Raw genomic sequence first — 20,754 nt, forward strand, 5'->3', positions numbered from 1 at the left:
AAAATGAAAATAATCGCTGCCGTCTGCGCGCTACTCCCGTCCCTGGCCATGGCCGCCACCGACTCGCAATTTGGGCTGGGCCTGGGTACTCAATACGGAGGACTTGCCGGCTTCAAGTACTCAGTCGACCTGGGCTCCAGCAAACTCTACGCCGGTGCCGGCCTTGCCGGACAGGGCACCTCTTCCATGGGCAGGGAATACGGATTTTCGCTGGGCTGGGAGGCCGCCCTGACGGACAGGCATGCCCTTGGCCTGGTAGTGAGAACCAAACGCCCCCAGGACAACGAGGTCGCCCTCTCTCCCGCCCCATATGGAAGATACAAAGTCCGTTACGAAAGCTTTATTGGCCCCAGCTATACATACTATTTCCGCGGCTCCGACCAGGAGGGATTCCTGACAGGATTCACCGCCGGAAAATCATACCTCAGCAGCAATCGAGACCAGGAGTTCAAATCCGGTTTGGATTATGGCTTTCATCTCGGCTACCAGTTCTAGTGTTCGAATTTTTTCGGACAGCTGGAGTGGGTGGTCCCTGTAAGCACAGTCAGGGAAAAGAGAGTTGCGACCAACCGCACATTTTAGCCATTTGCCTCTCCCTGAATCAGAGTTCCGTCGAGTAGTACACCTTTCCCCGCTTATAGCTGCGGTATTAATAACACTGGTTTTCGCAGCGCGATGCCATGTGGGAAGCATCCTGCCAACAACTCTCTTGAGGCAATTCCCTCCCCCACCTTGATGGGCCGCTCAAAGAGCGGCTTTTTTTCTTTCCCCCGGCTGGCCTGGGATGCATCGCTTCCGGGCACGCAGCTGGCCCCAATTATTGCCGGGATGGACTGGCGTTCATCACTGTTTGGCGAGCCTCGATTGGGGCACGGCGAACTACATCACTATCTGCCACGGTAGATTTCTGTAAAGCCGGGCCAGCACATGGCGGTCCCGGATCTTCCGGTCCGCTGTGCCCTCGATACCGATGGAAACCTCGGAGCACTGCTGGTCCCTCTCTGGAAGCCCGGCCATTCACAAGCCCTTTGCGTCAGGCCAGGGATTGTGCACTGGCTGTCGCTTTCCGCTTGCCGCATAATTGCCGGCCAATTTCGAAAATAGAATGAATGGCCCGTTGTATGTGGTTCAAGAACCTGCGCGTATACCGCCTCACCAAAGAATTCGACCTCACTGCCGAAAAATTGAACGAACTGCTGGAGCCGGGTCTGTTCGTGCCCTGTGGCAGCCAGGATGCGGCCCGTTATGGCTGGGTGCCGCCGCTGGGCCGCCACGGCTCCGAACTGGTTCACAGCACCAACGGCTACCTGATGGTCTGCGCCAAAAAACAGGAAAAAGTCCTGCCCGCGGGCGTGATCAACGAGAAGGTAGAGGAAATGGCCCAGGCCATCTCCCAGAAAGAGGGTCGGCAGGTGGGCCGCAAGGAGCGCCAGAACCTGAAGGACGAGGTCCTGATGGAGATGCGGCCGAAGGCCTTCGCCCGCTCGCGCCTGCAATACGCCTATATCGCGCCGCGGGACGGCTGGGTGGTGGTAGATGCCGCCTCGGCCTCGGCCGCGGAGGAACTGCTGGAGAACCTGCGCGAGGCCATCAGCAGCCTGGCGGTGGTGCCGCTGGCGGCAAAGAACCTGCCCCAGCAGGCCATGACCCATTGGTTGCATGCCCCCGAGACACCGGCACATTTCGAGTTCGGTCACGAATGCGAGCTGCGCGACCCGAAAGACAGCGGCAGCGTCATCCGCTGCAAGAACCAGGACCTCTGTGCCGAGGAAATCCACAATCACCTGGTGGCGGGGATGCAGGTGCACAAGCTGGGCCTGACCTGGCGTGGCGGGGTGGAGTTTATCGTCGACGACCAGCTGTCCCTGAAGCGGGTGAAATTCAGTGATGAACTGATCGAAAAGGCGGACAGCGCCGATGCGGACAACGCGGCACAGCGTTTCGATGCAGATTTTTCGGTGATGACCCTCGAGATCTCTGCGCTGCTGACAGACCTGCTCGCGGCATTTGGTGGCGCGAACACGGAGACCACCAGCGTAGAGGAAATCGTCGCCCGCGCCTCCCGTGCCGAGGCGGAGCAGCCGTCTGCAGAGGTCGAGGAACTGGTATTCTGATCTCCTCGCCAGCCCCTCACCGGGGGGCTGGCTCTGCGTCACTGATCCCGAACCGGGCCTGCGCTTGCAGTCGCACTGGCCCCACTGGCACCGACCGCCCCGGCGCCTTATCCGCGCGGTCCATTCAGGCTGCCTCCCTCCCGTGTCATGCATCGACATTTGCACTCACGCAGCGCGAAGTCCCGACGGAATTTGCCGCCACACCCTGCGCCTCACTGGACTATGCTCACTGACTGAATCCCCACCGGGCCTGAATGCGGAAAATCGCTGCCCGGCAATCACCCCCAATGGAGCAACCGGGTATCCAGCATGAGATACAGCCTTGTCAGCTTCTTCACCGTCTCCCTGCTGCTCACAGGCTGCGAGGCGCCGCAGAGATTCAAGCTCCCGCAGATATTCGAGGCGCCGCAGATATTCTCCCCTACTGGTAGTGAGGGGCAGTGGGAAAAATACGAGACCTTCAACTTCGTGCCGTCGGGTGGCAGTGATGGCCGTGTGGTGTCGACCCTTCATGCAGAGGTTTCGCGGCAGCTGAACGCGCGCGGCATGAAGCGCAGCCGCAACCCGGATGTCCTAGTCAATATCGCGGTACACACGAGACAGCGATCAAAAGCGCGAGCCGGGACCGCCGGCTTTGCCGCGGCACGCTATCCGTTTTTACAGGATTATTACCGCGACCTTTCGAAAAAGCACGTGACCGATATCGATGGGGAAACCGAGGGCCGGCTGACCATCGATGTGCTCGATGTGAAACAGGGCGAAATGGTCTGGCGCGGCCGGACCGGGGGCCGCATCACCCCGGCGATGATGCAGGAACCAGAGGAGACACTGGCCACAGCGGTGGATGAGATCTTCCGGGAGTTCCCGAAGGCCGGGGGCTGATCACCGGTGGCCGGGCCACCGGATAAGACGCGCCCCGGGATGTATCAGACCTTTACCATCGGCCGGTCTTTCCGGCTCCACAGCACGTGGTACTTCTCGTTTTCGGGACGATCCGCACGGGAGAAGGTATGCGCGCCAAAGAAGTCCCGCTGCGCCTGCAGCAGGTTGGCCGGCAGGGATTCGCGCCGGAACGCATCGTAATAATTGAGAGCTGAAGAGAGTGCCGGTACCGGGATACCGCGCAGGCTGGCATCCGCCACCGCGCGCCGCCAGTTGCCCTGGTTGGCGGCAATCTGCTCGATAAAGAAATCGTCCAGTAGCAGGTTCGAGAGCTTGTGGTCGCGCTCGTAGGCGTCGCTGATGGACTGGAGGAATACCGCCCGGATGATGCAGCCGGCGCGCCAGATGCGCGCGATCTCGGCGAAATTCAGTTGCCAGCCCTGCTCCCGTGCCGCCAGCTTCATCAGGTCGAAGCCCTGCGCATAAATGCAGATTTTGGCGCAGTACATGGCGTCGTGCAGCTGGGCGATGACGGTCTCCCGCTGCTCCGCCGGCACCGGTTCCACATCCGGGCCCAGCAGTTTTTTCGCCGCCCGGGTGCGCAGCACCTTGCGCGTGGACAGGGAGCGGGCGAACACTGCCTCGGCGATACTGGGCGCCGGGCACCCCACCTCCAGGCTGCTCACCGCAGTCCACAGCCCGGTGCCCTTCTGGCCGGCCCGGTCGAGGATCACGTCCACCAGTGGTGAGCCGGTTTCCGGATCGGCGGTGCCCAGTACCTCGGCGCTGATATCGATCAGGTAGCTGTTCAGCGGTCCCTTGTTCCACTCCCGGAAGACTGCGGCGATTTCCTGCGGTGACATCTCCAGCGCACTGCGCATCACGTCGTACGCCTCGCAGATCAGCTGCATATCTGCGTACTCGATACCGTTGTGGACCATCTTCACATAGTGGCCGGAACCGATGGGGCCGATATAGGCCGCGCAGGGCTCCCCTTCCTTGACCGGATTACCGGGTTCGAAGCGCTCGATCGGCTGGCCGCTGTCTGGATCCACCTTGGCCGCCATGGCATGCCAGACCGGCTCGATGCGGGCCCATGCATAGGGATCGCCACTGGGCATCAGCGAGGGCCCGAAGCGCGCGCCCACCTCTCCACCGGATACCGCGGTGGTAAAGAAAATCAGCCGGCCCTCGTAGCGCTTGCAGCGCTCCACCGAGTCGGTCCACAGGCTGTTGCCGGTATCCACCACGATATCGTCGGCCTTGAGGCCTGCGTCCAGCAGCTTGTTGCATACGTCGTCCACCGGCGCCCCGGCGGGCACAGACAGGATCACCAGGTGCGGCGCCTTTACCCGCGCCAGCAGCTCGGTATAGGAGTTGCAGGTCTCGATCCGCGCCGGCTGCTCACCGCGCTCCAAGCGGTCCTGCTCCAGCAGGTCCTCCAGGCGATGGTGGTCCAGATCGAAGGCGCACACACGGTACCCGTTATCGGCAAGGTTCAGGATAAGGTTCTTGCCCATCACTCCTGCACCGATGAAACCGATGTCGCACAGAGAGTTGGTTGCAGCCATGGATTGCTCCGCAAATCGTGGTATCTAAGCCTGGCGGGCGCCAGATCGGGCGCGAAGTATAGCAACCTGCCGGCGTTACCGGGAGGCCGGAACCATTGCCGGCACCCGGGACCGCAACCGGGCGGCGCACACAGAGCATTGTGCTGAAAGGATAGCAGCGGGCAGTGAATGGCTCTCAACGGGTTCCGCTTTCGGTTACCATACGGCGGGCGCCAACCCGGGGAACGGGCACCGGCGGCCGCCGGAAATGACCAGTAACCTGCGGAGACTGGCGGCACGACGGAATACGCGAGGCGCAAGGCCAACACGCAAGGGGGAAAAGGCAAACATCATGGACCAGCAAGCAGTGATCGAATTTTATCTCGCCAACCAGTGGCTGGTCCTGCCAGTCTTTATCCTGCTGGTGATCGGCGTGGCGCTACTCTGGTTTGGCGGATTGGTCGCGGCACTCGTGGCCCTGGGGAACCGCCAGTGGCTCTGGGGAATCCCGACGCTCATACTGGGCCCCTTCACTGGCCTGCCTTACGCCCTGACCTATCCCGGTCGGGCGGAATATGCACGCAGCCTCATGCTGCGCGGACTTGCGCTGGCCCTGGCCTCCCTGCTCCTTTTGTTCCTGGTCTGGCTTTTTACCTGAGTCTTGTGCGAAAGGGACTATAGGGACTGTAGCCTCAATGTAATAGGTTGTAATGCTGCCCGGTATCCGCAGTCCCGGCAGGATGGTAGGCTCGGCTGAACTTCATCGGAAGAACAGGCCGGTCACTATGGCATCGCTACCTCAACAGTTGTCTCGTCTCTTTTTACTGGTTTCTGTATCCCTGGCCCCCCTGGTCGGGGCCGCAACGCTGCCCGGTGATGAAAAATCACCGGGATACATTTGCCCTCCCTGTGACCACGAGAAAAACCTGTTTCAGGCCAGTGCCGTCAACGCGCCCGGCGCCTGTAAAGTGTGCGGCATGGAACTGGTGGAAAAACCCCATGCGCCCGGCAGCGAGGACTTCGCCCTTCATGAGGGTTCCGGCAGTTTCATGCTCAGTAGCAACACTCCCGACTCGAATCCCCTGGCAGTTTTTTATCACCACCCGCAAAACCTGCGCGAAGATGCCCCGGTGCTTATCGTCCTTCCCGGTGCCGGCCGCAATGCCTGGAGCTACCGCGATACCTGGGTGGAATCCTCCGAGATGTACGGCGTGCTGGTGCTCGTGCCGCATTACGCGGAAACCCATTACCCGGAATTCTGGAGTTACAACATTGCCGGCATGATCGAGAATGTGCGCATCAATGAAGAGCGCACGGGGGTGGTGGGTTACGATATCAACCGCGCACCGCAGACCTGGCTGTTCAACGACTTCGACAAGATCTTCAACGTTGCTGTCCAAGAGCTGGGGCTCGGCACCGAAACCTATGACCTGTTCGGCCACTCCGCGGGCGGCCAGATCCTGCACCGCTTTACCCTCTTCGCCGGCGAGAGCAAGGCCCGGCGTATCCTGGCGGGTAATTCCGGCTGGTACACGGCACCCCGGTTCGACAAGCCGTTCCCTTTCGGCGTGGGCAGTGACATGCTCGACGGTGCCGGGCTGGCAAGGGCGTTCCAGCGGGAACTGGTGGTATTTCTCGGCGAACTCGATAACGCGAATGAGACCCGGGGCCACCTGGTGCGCACCCCCGAGGTCAACTGGCAGGGCGACCACCGCCTGTCCCGAGGCCGCTATTTCTTCGCCCAGGCCCAGGAGCGGGCCCGGGAACTGGAAACGGACCTGAACTGGCAGCTGGAAGTCGTCCCCGGGGTAGGACACGATTACGCGGCCATGGGAAGGGCCGCTGCCGATTACCTGTACGGCGGGTCCGGGGAACAGTAACGGGATCCAGCCAGTCATAGCGGGATAGTGACCCGGTGTGGATGATGGGGGCGGCCGTACTGGGAGATATCCCGGCTAAACTGCCGGACTACTCATCGTCAAGCCGGCCATTTCTGCCTGCGCCCCCGACAAAACGCGCCGCGCCTTCCAGGGCTTCCCCGAACACCACGGGGTAGCCCCCGGCCCCCTCCTCTTCCAGCGCCTGCGCCAGTGGCAAGTCCCACTGGCGATACGCGGAGCGGCGATCGGCCCGCAGGCAGCGTTGGGGGAAGCGGGCAATCTGGCGGGCCAGTGCCTGCGCGGCGTCCAGCACCGCATCGTCTTCCACCACCCGGTTGGCCAGTCCCATCTGCAACGCCTCCTCCGCGTACACGTGACGGCCGGTCAGGATCATATCCATGGCGCGACCGTGGCCGACGATACGCGGCAGGCGCACGGTGCCGCCATCGACCAGGGGCACGCCCCAGCGGCGGCAGAAAACGCCAAAGACCGCGGAGCGCCCGGCCACGCGCATATCACACATGAGCGCCAGCTCGAGCCCGCCAGCCACCGCATAGCCGCTTACGGCGGCGATCACCGGCTTGTCCAGCGGCATGCGCGTGGGCCCCATTGGGCCCGGCCCGGTGCCGGCGGACTCGATCCCATTGCGTCGCTCCGGGTCCGCCAGCGCCGAGAGGTCGGCCCCGGAGCAGAAGTTACCCCCACTGCCGGCAAGCACGGCCACACTGAGGCGGTCGTCGCCCTCGAATTCCTCAAAGGCACGGCGCAAGGCAGTGGCTGTCGGCCCGTCCACCGCATTGCGCCTGGCCGGGCAGCACAGGGTTATGGTGCAAACGGCGCCGTCAACAGATATCTCTACCGGGGACTGGTCCATCCTGCTCTCCTTGCGACTGGTGCATACGGCCATCATATATCCCCACAGCAGCCACTGACACCAACGCGCCAGGGCGGCTGTGAGCCCCAATCCCGCAGCCTACAATGCGAGACAGGTGAGCGAACCGAAACCCACGCGCTCCGTTATTGCGTCCTTACCGTGGGGGAGATCACCACATGATCGACGTGCCGACCACACTCGGGCAGATAAAGACAGCCTTGGCGCCCCTTGCCGGGAGCGATTCCGATTACACCCCCCTGCTGGAGAAAGCAGCGGAGCGCAGCGTCGTGCTGCTGGGAGAGGCGAGTCACGGCACCCACGACTTCTACCAGATGCGCGCGGATATCACCCGCCACCTGATCGAGGAACAGGGCCTGGATGCTGTGGTGGTGGAGGGGGACTGGCCGGACGTATACCGCATCAACCGTTTCGTGCGCGGCCTCGACGGCGACGAGAGTGCGCGCGCGGCGCTGGGGGATTTCGAGCGTTTCCCGCTGTGGATGTGGCGCAATACCGTAATGGAGTCCTTTATCGGCTGGCTGCGCGACTGGAACCTGGAGCGCGCCCCCGCCGAACGCGTAGGCATCTACGGCATGGATCTCTACAGCATGTACCGTTCAGCCGATGCCGTCGTCAATTACCTGGAAAAGGTCGACCCGCCGGCAGCCCAGCGCGCGCGCCAGCGCTATGCCTGCCTGGACCAGCACGGTGACCCGCAACGTTACGGCTACCAGGCGGCCATGGGGCTGAGCGAGTCCTGCCAGCAGGCCGCCCTGGAGCAGCTGCTGGAGATCCTGGAAGCCCGTAACCAGTGGCTGAGGAAAGCGCGCAACCTGTCCGAGGACGAACTGTTCTACGCCGAGCGCAATGCGCGCATCGTCCACCATGCCGAAGCCTATTACCGCGGCATGTTCTTCTCCGGCGTGAACACCTGGAACCTGCGCGACCGGCACATGGTCGACACGCTGCTCGACCTGCGCCAGCACCTCGCCCACCAGCGCGGCCGGCCCGCGCGGATCGCGGTCTGGGCCCACAACTCCCATCTGGGCGATGCCCGCGCCACCGATGCCGCACTACATGAGGAGGTCAATGTGGGCCAGCTGGTACGTGAAAAAATGGGCGGTGAATCACTGCTGGTGGGATTTACCACCTATACGGGTCATGTGACCGCCGCCCCGGACTGGGATGAACCTGCCGAACACCGCTGGGTACGGCCCGCGCTGGAGGGCAGTGTGGAGGCACTGTTCCATCGGGCCGGGGCCGGGCGCTTTTACCTCGATATGGCAGCATTGGACGCGGATGCCCTCAACGAGACGTTGCTCGAGCGCGCCATCGGTGTCATCTACCGCCCGGAAACCGAGCGCCAGAGTCACTATTTCCGGGCCCGGGTGCATCGCCAGTTCGATGCCATCTTCCATCTCGACGAAACCCGCGCCCTCGAACCCCTGGACATGACCGAGGGCTGGGAAGAGCGCGAGCCACCGGAGACCTGGCCCTACGGGACGTGACCCGGGCGGGCGATGCCCCGGCTGGGTGCCGTGTCCCCGTATACCCGGCTGCGTACCCACGACGGTGTTGATTGGTATAGGCTCTTAACAGGGAACCATTTTTTGGCGAAACCTGCGGGGCTTCGAAACCAGAGCCCCCCAGGCCGCAAACCCTCATGGAGGCACACGATGAAATGCCCTTCCTGTAAAGACTCCGGCATGATGAGCATGGACCGCAATGGCGTCCAGATCGATTACTGTCCCAACTGCCGGGGCATCTGGCTCGACCGCGGTGAGCTGGAAAAGATCATCGAGCAGTCGCACGCGGCGGGCGCTTCCAGTAGCACCGGAGGCCAGGAACAGCACAAACAGAAGCGCAACCTGATCACCGAACTTTTCGACTTCTAATCATCCCGGTCCGGCGGTACCGTGACCCCACACCGGGTCATCGGCCCCCGGTTCGGCGCGGGCCTCCCGCCACCCTAGAATCCCGGGTGAGCGACCGAAAGCCTCCAGGGGGGATGCCGATGAGAGCGATTACCGGTGAGCCCCGCCGCGGGGCCATCGCCGACCTGCGCGCCCTGCAACAGCCGGGGCTGGAAACCTTTCGCCGATTTGTCCATGAGGAACTGCCCGGCCCGCCCATCTGGCGCCTGACGGGAATGCGGCCCACCGAGGTCACCCTGGGCAAGGCCACCTTTTCCATGCCCGTCACCGCCTGGCTGGCGGACGGTAGCGGAATCTACTGGGGTGGCATCTGCGCCATGTTCGCCGATGCCCCGCTGGCTTCCGCCATCTGGACCACCCTGCCCGCGGGAAAGGTTCTCAGTACCTCTGAGCTCAACATGTGCTTCGTGCGCCCGATCACCTCTGCTACGGGGAACCTGGTGGGCCGAGCCGAGACGGTACACTCCGGCAGGCAGGTGGGGCTGTCCACAGTTGAGATAACCGACCAGGACGGCCGCTTCCTTGCGTTCGGCAGCAGTCGCTGCCTGGTAGCCGACCTGCCGGTGGATCCGGACATCAGTCTGCCGGAACCCGACCTGGGCCCCTGTGATACGCCGGACCCATACCGGCGCGAGCCACCGAAAGCGGAGTTGTGTGACCTGAAAGAATTCGCGCGGCTCAAGCCAATCGAGATACAGCGAGCTACCATCGCCGAGGATCGCACGCAGCCCATCTGGCAACTCACCGGCTATCGCCCCGTAGCGGTGGAGGAGGGTTGCATGCGGGCGGTGCTGCCTTCCTCCGAGTGGTTCTCGAATGGCAGCCTGTCGATCTATGGGGGATTGCTGGCCTGGGCTGCCGACTACACCATGGGCGCCGCAATCTATTCCACCCTGAGCGCCGGCGACCTGTTCGCCACCCTGGACACGCACATTCGTTTTATGCGTCCGGCCGCAATAAACAGTGGCGATATCACCCTCTGCGCCAGGGTACGGCATCACGGGCGGCAGCTGCGGGTGGCGACCTGTAATGTCGACAGTGCCGACGGCAAGCGCCTGGCCATGGCAACGGCCTCCGCCCTCGTTATCAGGCGTGGCGCCCACGATCTCGCCGGCGGCAAGGACCCGGAGGAGATCATCGCCAGCGCCAGAGAGAGACTGTGACGTCAACAGTTACCGGCAGCGGCTCTCCCGCATCCTGCCCCCCGCCGGTTTCCGGTCCCCGGCCCTGCCGGATCCCCGCGGCTGCGGTGCAGCCGACCGCCAGTTCCCACCAATATTGAGCCCGCCATTCAGCCGAGGAACGCTTTTGTGTATCATCGACGGCTTTAGCGCATTTTTTGACCACTTTTTGACCCGGGGCCACGCTCCTGCCCCGGGCAATGCGCGCCCGGGAAACCCGCGCCACGGTGCGGGGGCGATAACCAGCAGTTAAGAGAAAAGCAATGAGTACGACCACAACCGAAAGTGCCGAAGAGTCATCACGCGGCGGCAAGAAGTCCGGTTTTACCCGTTTCCTCGACACCGTCGAGTGGCTGGGTAACCTCCTGCCCCACCCCATCACCCTGTTTGCCCTTTTTGCCGTGGGGGTTGTGGTCATCAGCGGTATCGCCTCTTGGTTCGGGCTGGCAGTGGCCGATCCGCGCCCGGTGGGGGCCGCCGGCCGCGACCCGGACGGGATAATCGAGGTGTTCAACCTCCTTTCGGGCGATGGCCTGCGTATGATCGTCACCAGCCTGGTGACCAACTTTACTGGCTTCGCGCCGCTCGGCACCGTGCTGGTGGCCCTGCTGGGCGTGGGTATCGCCGAGCACTCGGGGCTGCTTAGCGCCGCCGTGCGTGGGCTGGTGATGCAGGCCTCCAGGCGCACCGTTACGGTGATCGTGGTGTTCGCGGGCATCCTCTCCAATACCGCGTCGGAACTGGGCTACGTGGTACTGATCCCGCTGGCGGCGATGATCTTCCACTCCCTGGGACGCCATCCGCTGGCGGGCCTGGCCGCAGCCTTTGCCGGGGTATCCGGTGGCTACAGCGCCAACCTGCTGATCGGCACCGTGGACCCGCTGCTGTCGGGTATCACCGAATCCGCCGCCCACATGATCGACCCCACCTATACCGTGGGCCCCGAGGTGAACTGGTTCTTCATGATGATCAGCACCTTCCTGATCACACTGGTGGGCAGCTGGGTCACCATCGCCATCGTCGAGCCCAAGCTGGGCAAATACGACCCGGCAGAGGCCTCGGTAGACCTGTCGCAGGACAAGATGGGGGAACTCACCCCGGAAGAGAAGCGCGGCCTGAAGTACGCCGGCCTGGCGGTGCTGGGGGTATCGGCCCTGTTCGCGCTGTCCATCGTCCCCGAGTGGGGCGTACTGCGCCACCCGGAAACCGGTGCGGTGGCCGGCTCGCCATTCCTGAAGGGCATTGTGGCGCTGATCGTGGTGTTTTTCGCCGTACCCGGCTTTGTCTTCGGCCGCGTGACTGGCTCCATGCGCAATGACCGCGACGTGATCAACGCCATGTCCAAGAGCATGGGCACCATGGGCATGTATATCGTGCTGGTGTTCTTTGCCGCGCAGTTCGTGGCCTTCTTCAAGGTGACGAACCTGGGCACCATATTCGCAGTAGTGGGCGCCGATACCCTGCAGAGCATCGGCCTGACCGGGCCGCTGCTGTTCCTGTTCTTTATCATGATGTGCGGCTTCGTCAACCTGATGCTGGGCAGCGCCTCCGCCCAGTGGGCCGTCACCGCGCCCATCTTCGTGCCCATGCTCATGCTGCTGGGCTACGCGCCGGAAGTCATCCAGGCCGCCTACCGGATCGGCGACTCGGTCACCAACATCATCACGCCGATGATGAGCTATTTCGGCCTGATCGTGTCCTTCGCCACCCGCTACAAGAAGGACCTGGGCATCGGCACATTGATTAGCACCATGATTCCCTACTCGATCTTTTTCTTCGTGGGCTGGACGGCGCTGTTCTTCATCTGGGTCTTCGCACTCGGCATGCCTGTGGGCCCCGGCGCGGCCACCTACTACAATGGCTGACCGATCCGGGCACCCGAATGTACCCCGCTCCCGCGGGGTGCCATTCCCCGGCGATTCGGTTTAAAGTCCGCTACCGCCGGGATTCACTCCCCTTGAACAGATAGCAACCAGCCCGGAACTTCACCATGAGCTCTCTCCAGGACCAACTCCTCAAGGCCGGCCTCGTCGACAGCAAGAAGGCGAAGCAGGTCAGCAAGGAAAAGCGCAAGCAGCAGAAAGTGGCCAATAAAACCGGCCAGGCGCTCGAGAACGAGGCCCGCGCCGCCGCCGAAAAGGCGCGCGCCGAGAAAGCCGCCCGCGACCGCGCCCTGAACGCCGAGCGCGAGGCGGCAGCGCGCGAAAAGGCGATCGCCGCGCAGATCCGCCAGATGGTGGCCAGCAACCGCCAGCCGCGGGGAAGTGGCGACCTCCCCTACAATTTCACCTTCGGGCGCAAGATCAAGACCATACATGTGAGCGAGGCGGTGAGAGACCACCTGGCAGCCGGCCGCCTGCTGATCGTGGGCCTGGACGACCAGTTCGAGCTGGTGCCCAGGGTAATCGCCGACAAGATCGCCGAGCGCGACCCGGGAGCGGTAGTGCAGCCACCAGCTGACAGCAACGCCGTCGAAGAGGACGACCCCTACGCGGACTACCAGATCCCCGACGACCTGATGTGGTAACCGCGCTTGGGCAGCAATGACCCTGTAATCAGGGATGTCGAAAAATGGCTCACCGATGTGGTGGTGGGCCTGAACCTGTGCCCGTTTGCGCGCAGGCCCCTGCGCGCGGGACAGGTTCGCTTTACAGTCAGTGAGGCCCGTAACGACGAGGCCCTGATGGCGGATTTGCTGGCGGAAATGGAATTACTGGACGCGCGCCCGCCCGGGGAGCTCGAGACCACCCTGCTGATCATCCCGCACTACCTGGCGGAGTTTGCCGATTACAACCAGTTCCTCGACCTGGCGGAGTGGCTGGTGGAGCGGCATGGCTACACCGGAACCTACCAGCTGGCCAGCTTCCACCCGGATTACCAGTTTGCGGGTACGGAAGCTGACGACGCCGGGAACCTGACCAATCGTGCCCCCTACCCGCTTCTGCACCTGATACGGGAGGCGACTGTCGAGAGGGTGCTGGAGCTGTACCCCGATCCCGAGGCGATCCCGGAGCGCAATATCCGCAGGGTGCAAAGCCTGTCCAGGGAGGAAATGCGGAAACTCTTTCCCTACCTGTTCCCTTCCGATCCACCAGGATAACTGGCCTGCCCCGCCTCGGGGGAAGGAAGTTCCAGGTGGTGAAGCGCCTCCTGGCGTCCCACCCGGTAACCCTGCTCCAGCAGGTCCGGCTCGCGCGTAAAGCGCTTGACGGGAAAATCCTCCGGGGGAGCAATTACCGACACCCTGCAGCCCTCGGGCGGATCGATAATGAATTCCAGCGCGCGGTTGTAGCGCTCTGCCCGGTCCAGTACCGCCTCGAACAGCCGCGAGTGCTCGTGGAACACCTCCCGTAACAATCTCGGTGCCGGCGTCAGGCGCTTGCGATAGCCCAGGGGCCGCGACAGCACCACAGTGATATCCCGGGCGCCCTGCTCATAGGCCCACAGGACCGGGATGGAATCCGCCAGGCCACCGTCGGTCATGGGCTCGCCATTTACCCGGGGAAACTCGCGATAGATAAAGGGGATGGCACAGGAAGCGGGAAAGACCTCGTGCATGTTTTCCGCACTGACCTCCAGGTAATGGGCCTGGCCGGTGCGGATACTGGTGGTTACGGCATAGAGCGGCACTTCGTTGTCGTGGTAACGCTGGACATTGAGGGGCACCTCATCGAAAGACGCGTGCCACAACCAGCTCACATCACAGAAATGACCGCCCTTCAGGTAGCGCCGCCAGTCGATGAAGTCGGCCCGGCGGGCGTGGTCCAGCAGGATCCTCCGGCTGCGGCCGCGGTCACCCGCCAGGTAGCCGATCAGGTTGGTTGAACCCGCTGACACGCCCACGGCAAAATCGTAGGGCAGGTAATCATTCTCGATAAACACATCGAGGACACCCGCGGCAAAGATACCGCGCATCGCGCCGCCCTCTACCACCAGTGCAGATTTTCCGGTTTCCTCTGCTGACACCTGGGCTTCTCCCCGCCGAACACTGACACTGACAATTGTGGCGTGATTGTATCTGCCGCCGCCACCTTAGCACCAGTTGCGGAGGCTGCGGCACCACCCCTGAAGTGACCGCCGGGCCACCCGGTATGGCCATCCGCCGTGAATGCCGATACCATCCCCGACCCTGCAGGCAGCGCGGGCAGTGCTCGCTGGAACCGGACGATCGCAATGCCATACCAACAGAAATTCGATGCCCCCTGGAGCCGTCAGCTGAAATGGCTCACCGCCCTGACCTCACTGCTACTGGTGGGAATTCCCGCGGTTCTGCTCAACCGCGCACCGGAGAACCCCCCATCCCTGTACATGGTGTCCGTGTGGCTACCGCTCGTCATATTGGCACTCTGTACGCTGTTTGCCATCCGCGGTTACGCGATCGATGACAACGCTCTTTACATCCTGCGACCGCTGTGGAAAACCCGTATTTCGCTGGAAGGACTCATCGAGGTGAAGCCCGATCCGGAGGCAATGCGTGCATCCATCCGCGTATTCGGCAACAGTGGGCTGTTCGGTTATATCGGTTTGTTCCGCAATGAAAAAACCGGCCCCTACCGCGCATTCGCCACCGACCAGCAAAAGGCGGTGGTCATGCGCTACCCCGACCGCACCGTGGTGGTAACACCCGGTCGCCCGGACAAGCTGGCAGCGCTGCTGGAAGAAAAAATCGCGGGGCGTTGAATTCCCCACCGGCAGGCAGGTCTCCCTGTGAGTGCCGTCCGCACGCGTAGCGATGCCCGTACCAGGGCCCCGGCACTATGCTACAAATGACGCAGGCGGTTGACGGGAATCATCACTCCAGGGGTGCCGGCGATGGAAAATACTGACCAACTAACCCACGCACCACCCCTCCCCCCGTGGCTCGAACAGGAACTGCCCTGGCGCCGCCGGATGTTTACCGGGGGCGATTATCCGATGCACTTTATCGACGAAGGCAGCGGTCCCCCGGTACTGATGCAGCATGGAAACCCGACGTGGTGCTACCTGTGGCGCAAGGTAATTGGCGAGCTGGTCTCGCAGCCCGTGAGGGTTATTGCCCCAGACCTGATCGGCCTTGGCCTCAGTGGCAAGCCACGTAACGCGGCAATTCACACCCCCGCGTTTCATGGCGAACAGCTATCCAAACTGATCCGCGCGCTCGACCTGGAGGAAATCACTGTGGTCGGGCAGGATTGGGGCGGCCCCATCACCGGGCTCGCGGCGGCGCTGAACCCGGAGCGCGTCCGCGCCGCGGTATTCGCCAATACTTCCCTGCGCGTGCCGGAGAAGGCGCCCCGTGTAACCCCCTTTCACCGCTTTGCCAATATTCCCGTGCTGTCTGACCTGGCGTTCAGGTTGCTGAATTTCCCCCTGCCGGTGATGCGGAAGGTTCAGGGCGACCCGGCCAGCCTCGGCAAGGCCGAGATGCGCGCCTACCGCTATCCCTTGCGCAGGTTTCGGGACCGGACGGCGCCCCTGGCGCTGGCGCGCATGGTGCCGACGCACCTGGATCACCCAAGTATTCCCCATCTCACCAGGGCCAATCGCTGGGCCCGGGAATTCGGCGGCCCGGTGGAACTGGTGTGGGGTTGCCGCGACCCGATCCTGGGGCGCGCGCTGGGCAGCAACCGGGAGCTGTTCCCGCGAGCCAGGGTAACCGAGACCGAGGCCGGGCACTTCCTGCAGGAAGAAGTGCCGGAGGCACTTGCAGCAGCCATATTACGCGTCACCAGCGCCGGTCAGGGGGAGGAAGAGCCGCAGTGAAGGCCGGGGGTATTCCCATGCTCCCACGACGCTGGGTAGGGCGCTGCACGGCGCGGCGCAAGCACTAAACGGCGAAATGGGAGCGACATTTCGCCGCCTGCGCCTGTGTGCTTAACTCCTGTAAAGCACACAGGGTAAAAGGTGATGAACGAAACCATGCCCCCGGACCTGATTGCGGCTGCTGCCACCGAACCAGAATGGCTCCGCTGGTGGTTTCGGGTGCTGATTGTCACCAACCTGGCCGCCGTCTTCTTTATTCTCAAGAGAACCCCCGCTGGCAGGCTCGCGGCCAGGCCCGAGGCGCTTGCGATCCTGGTCGCATTCATCCTCTCTGCAGTCACCATGAACTGGCTCTACGACTGGGTCGGCTACGTGCGGCTGCTCGGTGTGACGCACCTCGTCTTCTGGACGCCGGTCTACCTGTGGGTGCTGGGCCGATTCTGGCTCGGGGCTTACAGCGGGCCTTTCCGCTATTACGCCATTGTCTATCTCGTTGTGGCTGGTGCCTGCCTGGTTATCGACGCCTCGGACCTGATCCGCTACCTGCTCGGCGACCACCGCCCCCTCCACTTGGATTAGACTGAAGGAATGGGTTTCTCCGGAATTCAGGCAATGAGCTATCTCTCCCGGCAAGCGGCCAACTCGAAGATACGCTCCGCGTCGCCCGCCTCGGTGCTGGCGAGCCTACTGGCTGCAGTGCTTTTACTCGCTGCCGCGCCATTGGCCCGGGCGGCGGAAGGCGATGACGCCGACGCGCGGGAAATCCAGTTCAAGCCAGGCCACAGTGGTGCCTCTGTCGAGGGTACGATCAAGGGAAGGGATTCCATCGTTTACACGGTCCGCGCCAAATCGGGCCAGCGCATGATCGTCGAAATGCAGACCGACAATGCGACCAGCTATTTCAATATTTACCCGCCAGGCAACGGGCCCGGTGACACGGCCATGTTTATCGGGTCGGTCAAGGGAAACCGCTTTTCCGGTGTGCTGGCCGAGTCAGGTATTTACACTATCCAGGTTTACCTGATGCGCAGCGCCGCACGGCGGGATGAGACCGCCAACTTCAGCCTGGAGGTATCCATAAGCGCGGCCACCCCCGCCTCCACTGGCGGGCGGGAGCTGGCCTGGCCGGAAGAGTACGATGCCACGGGGGACCTCCCCTGTTCGACCGGCGAACCGGGCTTCAACCGTGCCTGCCCATTCCGGGTGAAACGCGAACTCCCCGATGCCACCATCTGGACTACCAGCCCGGCAACTCCCGCCGGCCTGCGCGTGCTGTATTTCCGCCGCGGCCGCTTTTCCTCCGATGACGCCGCCGAGGTCAGGTGGGAGCGACAAGGTGACAACTGGAGGGTTGCGATAGGTGAACGTGAATTCTATCTTGTCCCCGATGCCGTAATTCAGGGAGGTTGAGAGGATGAAATCCCTCCCGAGGTCCCTGCGACTGGCCCTGGGCGGCGCGGCCGGGGGGCTGGTGGTCGCTCTGGTGATCGACCTGCTGGGTGCCGGCGGCGGTGCCCTGCCCTACGTTATGTATCCCGTTGCCGGCTTGATGGGCGGACTGCTCGGGAGCTGGATCCGCCGGCAAAAAGGCCGGCGTCGCGACAGCGATGGCCGGTAAAGCGTCGGCACACCCGGCAAGCGGTTCGATCACCGGGACGATGACTGCTACACCTGTCACTGCCCGCAGCACGATCACTAGCGACTGTCCGACACGAATACCGGGAGCAGCAATATGCTGAGCGACCAACAGGGACTCCAGGTAACCGGCGCAACTGAGGAAGCGCTGGGTTTCTACCACACTGGCCTCCAGGCATTTAATCTCTATTCCGGTGACCCCCTCGCCCCCTTGCAGCAAGCCACCGAGGCAGCTCCCCAATTCGCCATGGCGTATTTGCTGCAGGCGGGCCTGTGCGCCGTGGCGACCGAGCCTGCGGCAAATGTGGCGGCGCAAAACTTTCTGCTCGCCGCACGTGACCTCCCCATGAACGAGCGGGAGGAATCGTTGTTCGCTGCGCTGGAAAAGCTCATCATGGGCTACTGGACCAGCGCCGCCGAATCCCTGGATTTTCACTGCGCCCGTTATCCGCACGACCTGGTGGCCCTGCAGTGCGGCCACCTGGTGGATTTCTACCGCGCGAACAGCCGCGACCTGCGCGACCGCCTGGCACGGGCACTGCCACACTGGTCGGCAGAAATCCCCGGCTACTCCCTGCTGCTGGGCATGTATGCCTTCGGTCTGGAGGAGTGCGGCGACTATGGCAGCGCGGAGGAATACGGCCACAGTGCCATCGAGCTGGAGCCCTTCGATTGCTGGGCCCATCACGCGGTAGCCCACGTACTCGAGATGACCGGCCGCCCGGAGGTGGGGATCCAGTGGATGGAGAGCCGCGAACCCTTCTGGGCCGGCGAGGAGAATTTCTTCAAGGTTCACAACTGGTGGCATCGGGCGCTTTATCACCTGGATCTCGATGAGCCGGACGAGGCCCTGGCGATCTACGACGGCCCCATCCGGTCAGGCAGGAGCAACATGGCCCTGGACATGGTCGACGCCTCTGCACTGCTCTGGCGCCTGGCAATCAGCGGAACCGATCCGGGCGGTCGCTGGAAGGAGCTTGCCGAGGCATGGGAGCAGCACGCCGATGGGCGGCTCTATCCCTTCAATGACTGGCACGCAGTGATGTCTTACCTGGGCGCGGGGCAGGAGGACAGGGTTGAGGATATCGCCAACAGCCTGCGCGCGGGCCGCGACAACGAGGCCGAAGTATCGCACTGGGGCTGGAAAACAGGATTGCCGCTAGTGGAGGGGTTCACTGCCTTCTGGCATGGTGACTTTATGAAAGCCGTCGAGCACCTGCACAGTGCCCGCTATATCGCCAACACTTTTGGCGGCAGCCACGCCCAGCGCGACATCATCGACTGGACGCTGGCCGAGGCGGCGATCCGCAGCGGCAGGCGCCACCTTGCCGAGGCCTTTACCAATGAGCGCCTCGCCCTCAAGCCCGATAGCCGCATCAACCAGTCATTTGTCGCACGTGCGGGGGCCCTGCCCGACCCCGGCTAGGGCGGGTCCGCCACAGCCCAGCTGCCCGGCACTCCGTATACGGAGTAATACCGCGAGCGGAAAACGCCAGCGCCAGCCAATATTCAAGGCGGTATCTAAAAAGCGACATCAAACCCGACCAGGAAGTACATTTCCTTGTCGAGGTGTCCCGTGAAGTATTCCCCCCGCCGGGGATGATCGCCGAGGAAATCAAAATTCACTTCGGCGATACCTTTGGCGTTGCGCATAAAGTAATAGCTGGCGGCCAGTGACAGGGTATCGATTTCGATGCCCTCGTAGATCGTGTCACTACCGGCGAGGTCCCCGGCATCAGCGGAGTTGTACAGCAGCGAAAGGGCCCAGCGATCATTCGGGATGTAATCTACGCCCAGGAAGCCCCCGTGCCAGTCATACTGGCGCCCGGGCCAGATTACCGTATTACCGATTTCCGGCTGCAGAAACCCGTCCCAGCTGTTCCAGAGGTACTGGACAAACCAGTGGATGTCGTCACCGATGCTGCCCGACAGGTCCACGCCGAGGATTTCCACATCGGAGTCACTCCCCTCCTCCAGCAAACCCGCGGGACCGGTGACGCGGGGACGCTCGCCCGACAGCAGGAAAAGCCCCATTGAAACCTGATCAAGCCCCACACCGATGCGGCCAAAGGCACTCTTGCTGTTATTGTCATCGAACAAGTTGTCCGGGCGGCGATAACCGGGACTGTTGACATTGAAATTGTCAGTGATGCCATTGCCATTGACCAGTCCAAGGGCAACATCGACCGGCCCGAAGCTCCGGTCAAGCACCATGCCGCGCTCGTAGGTGATCCCGGCCAGGCGATACACCATGTAGTCCTGGAATGTCAGGCGAAGTTCGCGCGGAAACATCAGGTCGGAAACCTGGAACTGCCCCAACTGCAGCCCGGTCCCCGTACAAAACAGGTCGCTGTAGCGAACCCAGGCATCCTCGACTATGGCCTCACCGTTCTCGCCCTTTTCCGCAAAAATGACGTAGAAGTAGTAGGTCAGATTGTCGCTGAGGGGCGCGCTGGAGAGCAGCTTGACCAGGTAGGGGGCCTGGAAGTCCGTATTTGCCTGCACGCGCTCGCCGGTCACCGGGTCGACGGATTCCCCGCTACGCGCCTGTGCGTAGGCCTGGCCACGCACCGCGAACGGCACATGGTCGGGCAGTGCCAGGAGCTTATCCCCGGTGTCTACAGTATTTTCACGCCAGGTGGGCAGGCGGTAGTTGTTGGCCGCAAATTCTTCGCCAAAAGCATTCAGGCGTGGGTAAGCGGAATGACAGGCCGCACAGCTGAGATTGTAGCTGCGGGCGAACTCCGGGATGGCCCAGCATCTCAGTGGCAGGGCGATGGCCAGCAGTGCAGCCAGAGTGATTGGCCACCAGATACGTTCCATGCACATAGCTGCCAGCTCCAGTCCTTGGTTCACCCACAGCAGGCTAGTCGAAGCTGCTCGCTTGTAAAGGTGAGCGGTACATCAATGTGATCCGGCGAAAGGTCCGGAACGTACATGCAGCATTGTGAATCTGTTAAGG

21 protein-coding genes are annotated in these 20,754 nt (G+C 62.8%); 17 read left to right on the top strand and 4 right to left on the bottom strand.

The window, feature by feature from the left end:
• Positions 1-3 precede the first annotated feature (3 nt).
• From BLT26_RS00660 to BLT26_RS00670, 3 genes are all read left to right on the top strand, one after another.
• Entirely contained in the window at positions 4-495 is a 492-nt protein-coding gene (locus BLT26_RS00660) for a hypothetical protein (protein WP_091506536.1), read from the top strand.
• Between the two features lie 626 nt (positions 496-1,121).
• Positions 1,122-2,114 carry a recombination-associated protein RdgC gene (rdgC, locus tag BLT26_RS00665; protein WP_091506540.1) on the top strand — a complete coding sequence of 331 codons (993 nt, stop codon included), beginning with the start codon at positions 1,122-1,124 and terminating at the stop codon, positions 2,112-2,114.
• A gap of 309 nt (positions 2,115-2,423) precedes the next feature.
• Positions 2,424-2,996, top strand: coding sequence for a DUF4136 domain-containing protein (locus BLT26_RS00670; RefSeq protein WP_091506544.1), 573 nt, complete (start codon positions 2,424-2,426; stop codon positions 2,994-2,996).
• Between the two features lie 44 nt (positions 2,997-3,040).
• Here the strand turns inward: BLT26_RS00670 and gndA are convergent, their stop codons facing one another.
• A complete protein-coding gene (gndA, locus tag BLT26_RS00675) occupies positions 3,041-4,567 on the bottom strand; it encodes an NADP-dependent phosphogluconate dehydrogenase (protein ID WP_091506547.1) in 1,527 nt (508 codons plus the stop codon).
• Positions 4,568-4,898: 331 nt separating this feature from the next.
• On the opposite strand from gndA, the gene BLT26_RS00680 reads away from it, so the two are divergent.
• Both BLT26_RS00680 and BLT26_RS00685 read left to right on the top strand, forming a co-directional pair.
• Entirely contained in the window at positions 4,899-5,204 is a 306-nt protein-coding gene (locus BLT26_RS00680) for a hypothetical protein (protein WP_091506550.1), read from the top strand.
• A 319-nt stretch (positions 5,205-5,523) separates the two neighbouring features.
• Positions 5,524-6,426, top strand: a complete 903-nt coding sequence (locus tag BLT26_RS00685) for a hypothetical protein (protein WP_091506554.1) — start codon at positions 5,524-5,526, stop codon at positions 6,424-6,426.
• Between the two features lie 88 nt (positions 6,427-6,514).
• On the opposite strand, the gene BLT26_RS00690 is transcribed toward BLT26_RS00685, so the two are convergent.
• Positions 6,515-7,300: a crotonase/enoyl-CoA hydratase family protein gene (locus tag BLT26_RS00690; RefSeq protein WP_091506557.1), complete on the bottom strand. Its 786-nt coding sequence runs from the start codon at positions 7,298-7,300 to the stop codon at positions 6,515-6,517.
• Between the two features lie 176 nt (positions 7,301-7,476).
• Here BLT26_RS00690 and BLT26_RS00695 point away from each other — a divergent pair, with 176 nt between their 5' ends.
• From BLT26_RS00695 to BLT26_RS00720, 6 genes are all read left to right on the top strand, one after another.
• Complete coding sequence (locus BLT26_RS00695) at positions 7,477-8,808, top strand: erythromycin esterase family protein (RefSeq protein ID WP_091506560.1); 1,332 nt, start codon at positions 7,477-7,479, stop codon at positions 8,806-8,808.
• A gap of 168 nt (positions 8,809-8,976) precedes the next feature.
• Positions 8,977-9,195, top strand: coding sequence for a TFIIB-type zinc ribbon-containing protein (locus BLT26_RS00700; RefSeq protein WP_091506564.1), 219 nt, complete (start codon positions 8,977-8,979; stop codon positions 9,193-9,195).
• A gap of 119 nt (positions 9,196-9,314) precedes the next feature.
• Positions 9,315-10,397, top strand: coding sequence for a PaaI family thioesterase (locus tag BLT26_RS00705; protein WP_175452989.1), 1,083 nt, complete (start codon positions 9,315-9,317; stop codon positions 10,395-10,397).
• A gap of 281 nt (positions 10,398-10,678) precedes the next feature.
• Positions 10,679-12,280 (top strand): AbgT family transporter, encoded by a 1,602-nt coding sequence (locus BLT26_RS00710; RefSeq protein ID WP_091506571.1) that lies wholly within the window; start codon positions 10,679-10,681, stop codon positions 12,278-12,280.
• 125 nt (positions 12,281-12,405) lie between these two features.
• Entirely contained in the window at positions 12,406-12,942 is a 537-nt protein-coding gene (locus BLT26_RS00715) for a DUF2058 domain-containing protein (RefSeq protein ID WP_091506575.1), read from the top strand.
• Between the two features lie 6 nt (positions 12,943-12,948).
• On the top strand, positions 12,949-13,515 hold the full coding sequence (locus BLT26_RS00720; protein ID WP_091506578.1) for a DUF1415 domain-containing protein: 567 nt from the start codon (positions 12,949-12,951) through the stop codon (positions 13,513-13,515).
• On the opposite strand, the gene BLT26_RS00725 is transcribed toward BLT26_RS00720, so the two are convergent.
• Positions 13,485-14,381, bottom strand: coding sequence for a patatin-like phospholipase family protein (locus BLT26_RS00725; protein WP_175452990.1), 897 nt, complete (start codon positions 14,379-14,381; stop codon positions 13,485-13,487). The genes BLT26_RS00720 and BLT26_RS00725 overlap by 31 nt on opposite strands.
• Before the next feature lie 207 nt (positions 14,382-14,588).
• Between BLT26_RS00725 and BLT26_RS00730 the strand changes: the two genes are divergently transcribed.
• The 6 genes from BLT26_RS00730 to BLT26_RS00755 all read left to right on the top strand — a co-directional run bounded on the left by BLT26_RS00730 (position 14,589) and on the right by BLT26_RS00755 (position 19,218).
• Positions 14,589-15,095 (top strand): PH domain-containing protein, encoded by a 507-nt coding sequence (locus tag BLT26_RS00730; protein WP_091506585.1) that lies wholly within the window; start codon positions 14,589-14,591, stop codon positions 15,093-15,095.
• A 132-nt stretch (positions 15,096-15,227) separates the two neighbouring features.
• Positions 15,228-16,157 (top strand): alpha/beta fold hydrolase, encoded by a 930-nt coding sequence (locus tag BLT26_RS00735; protein WP_091506589.1) that lies wholly within the window; start codon positions 15,228-15,230, stop codon positions 16,155-16,157.
• A gap of 144 nt (positions 16,158-16,301) precedes the next feature.
• Positions 16,302-16,736, top strand: a complete 435-nt coding sequence (locus BLT26_RS00740; RefSeq protein WP_091506592.1) for a hypothetical protein — start codon at positions 16,302-16,304, stop codon at positions 16,734-16,736.
• Positions 16,737-16,769: 33 nt separating this feature from the next.
• Positions 16,770-17,567 carry a hypothetical protein gene (locus tag BLT26_RS00745; RefSeq protein ID WP_091506595.1) on the top strand — a complete coding sequence of 266 codons (798 nt, stop codon included), beginning with the start codon at positions 16,770-16,772 and terminating at the stop codon, positions 17,565-17,567.
• A 4-nt stretch (positions 17,568-17,571) separates the two neighbouring features.
• The gene (locus BLT26_RS00750; RefSeq protein ID WP_091506598.1) at positions 17,572-17,775 is read left to right on the top strand and encodes a hypothetical protein; all 204 of its coding nucleotides are present in this window, start codon (positions 17,572-17,574) and stop codon (positions 17,773-17,775) included.
• A gap of 114 nt (positions 17,776-17,889) precedes the next feature.
• A complete protein-coding gene (locus tag BLT26_RS00755) occupies positions 17,890-19,218 on the top strand; it encodes a tetratricopeptide repeat protein (RefSeq protein ID WP_091506601.1) in 1,329 nt (442 codons plus the stop codon).
• Between the two features lie 95 nt (positions 19,219-19,313).
• Here BLT26_RS00755 and BLT26_RS00760 read toward each other — a convergent pair whose 3' ends face one another.
• Positions 19,314-20,615, bottom strand: a complete 1,302-nt coding sequence (locus BLT26_RS00760) for a hypothetical protein (protein ID WP_091508649.1) — start codon at positions 20,613-20,615, stop codon at positions 19,314-19,316.
• Between the last annotated feature and the right edge of the window lie 139 nt (positions 20,616-20,754).

Origin of the sequence: Microbulbifer yueqingensis (assembly GCF_900100355.1) — a bacterium.
GTDB lineage: Bacteria > Pseudomonadota > Gammaproteobacteria > Pseudomonadales > Cellvibrionaceae > Microbulbifer > Microbulbifer yueqingensis.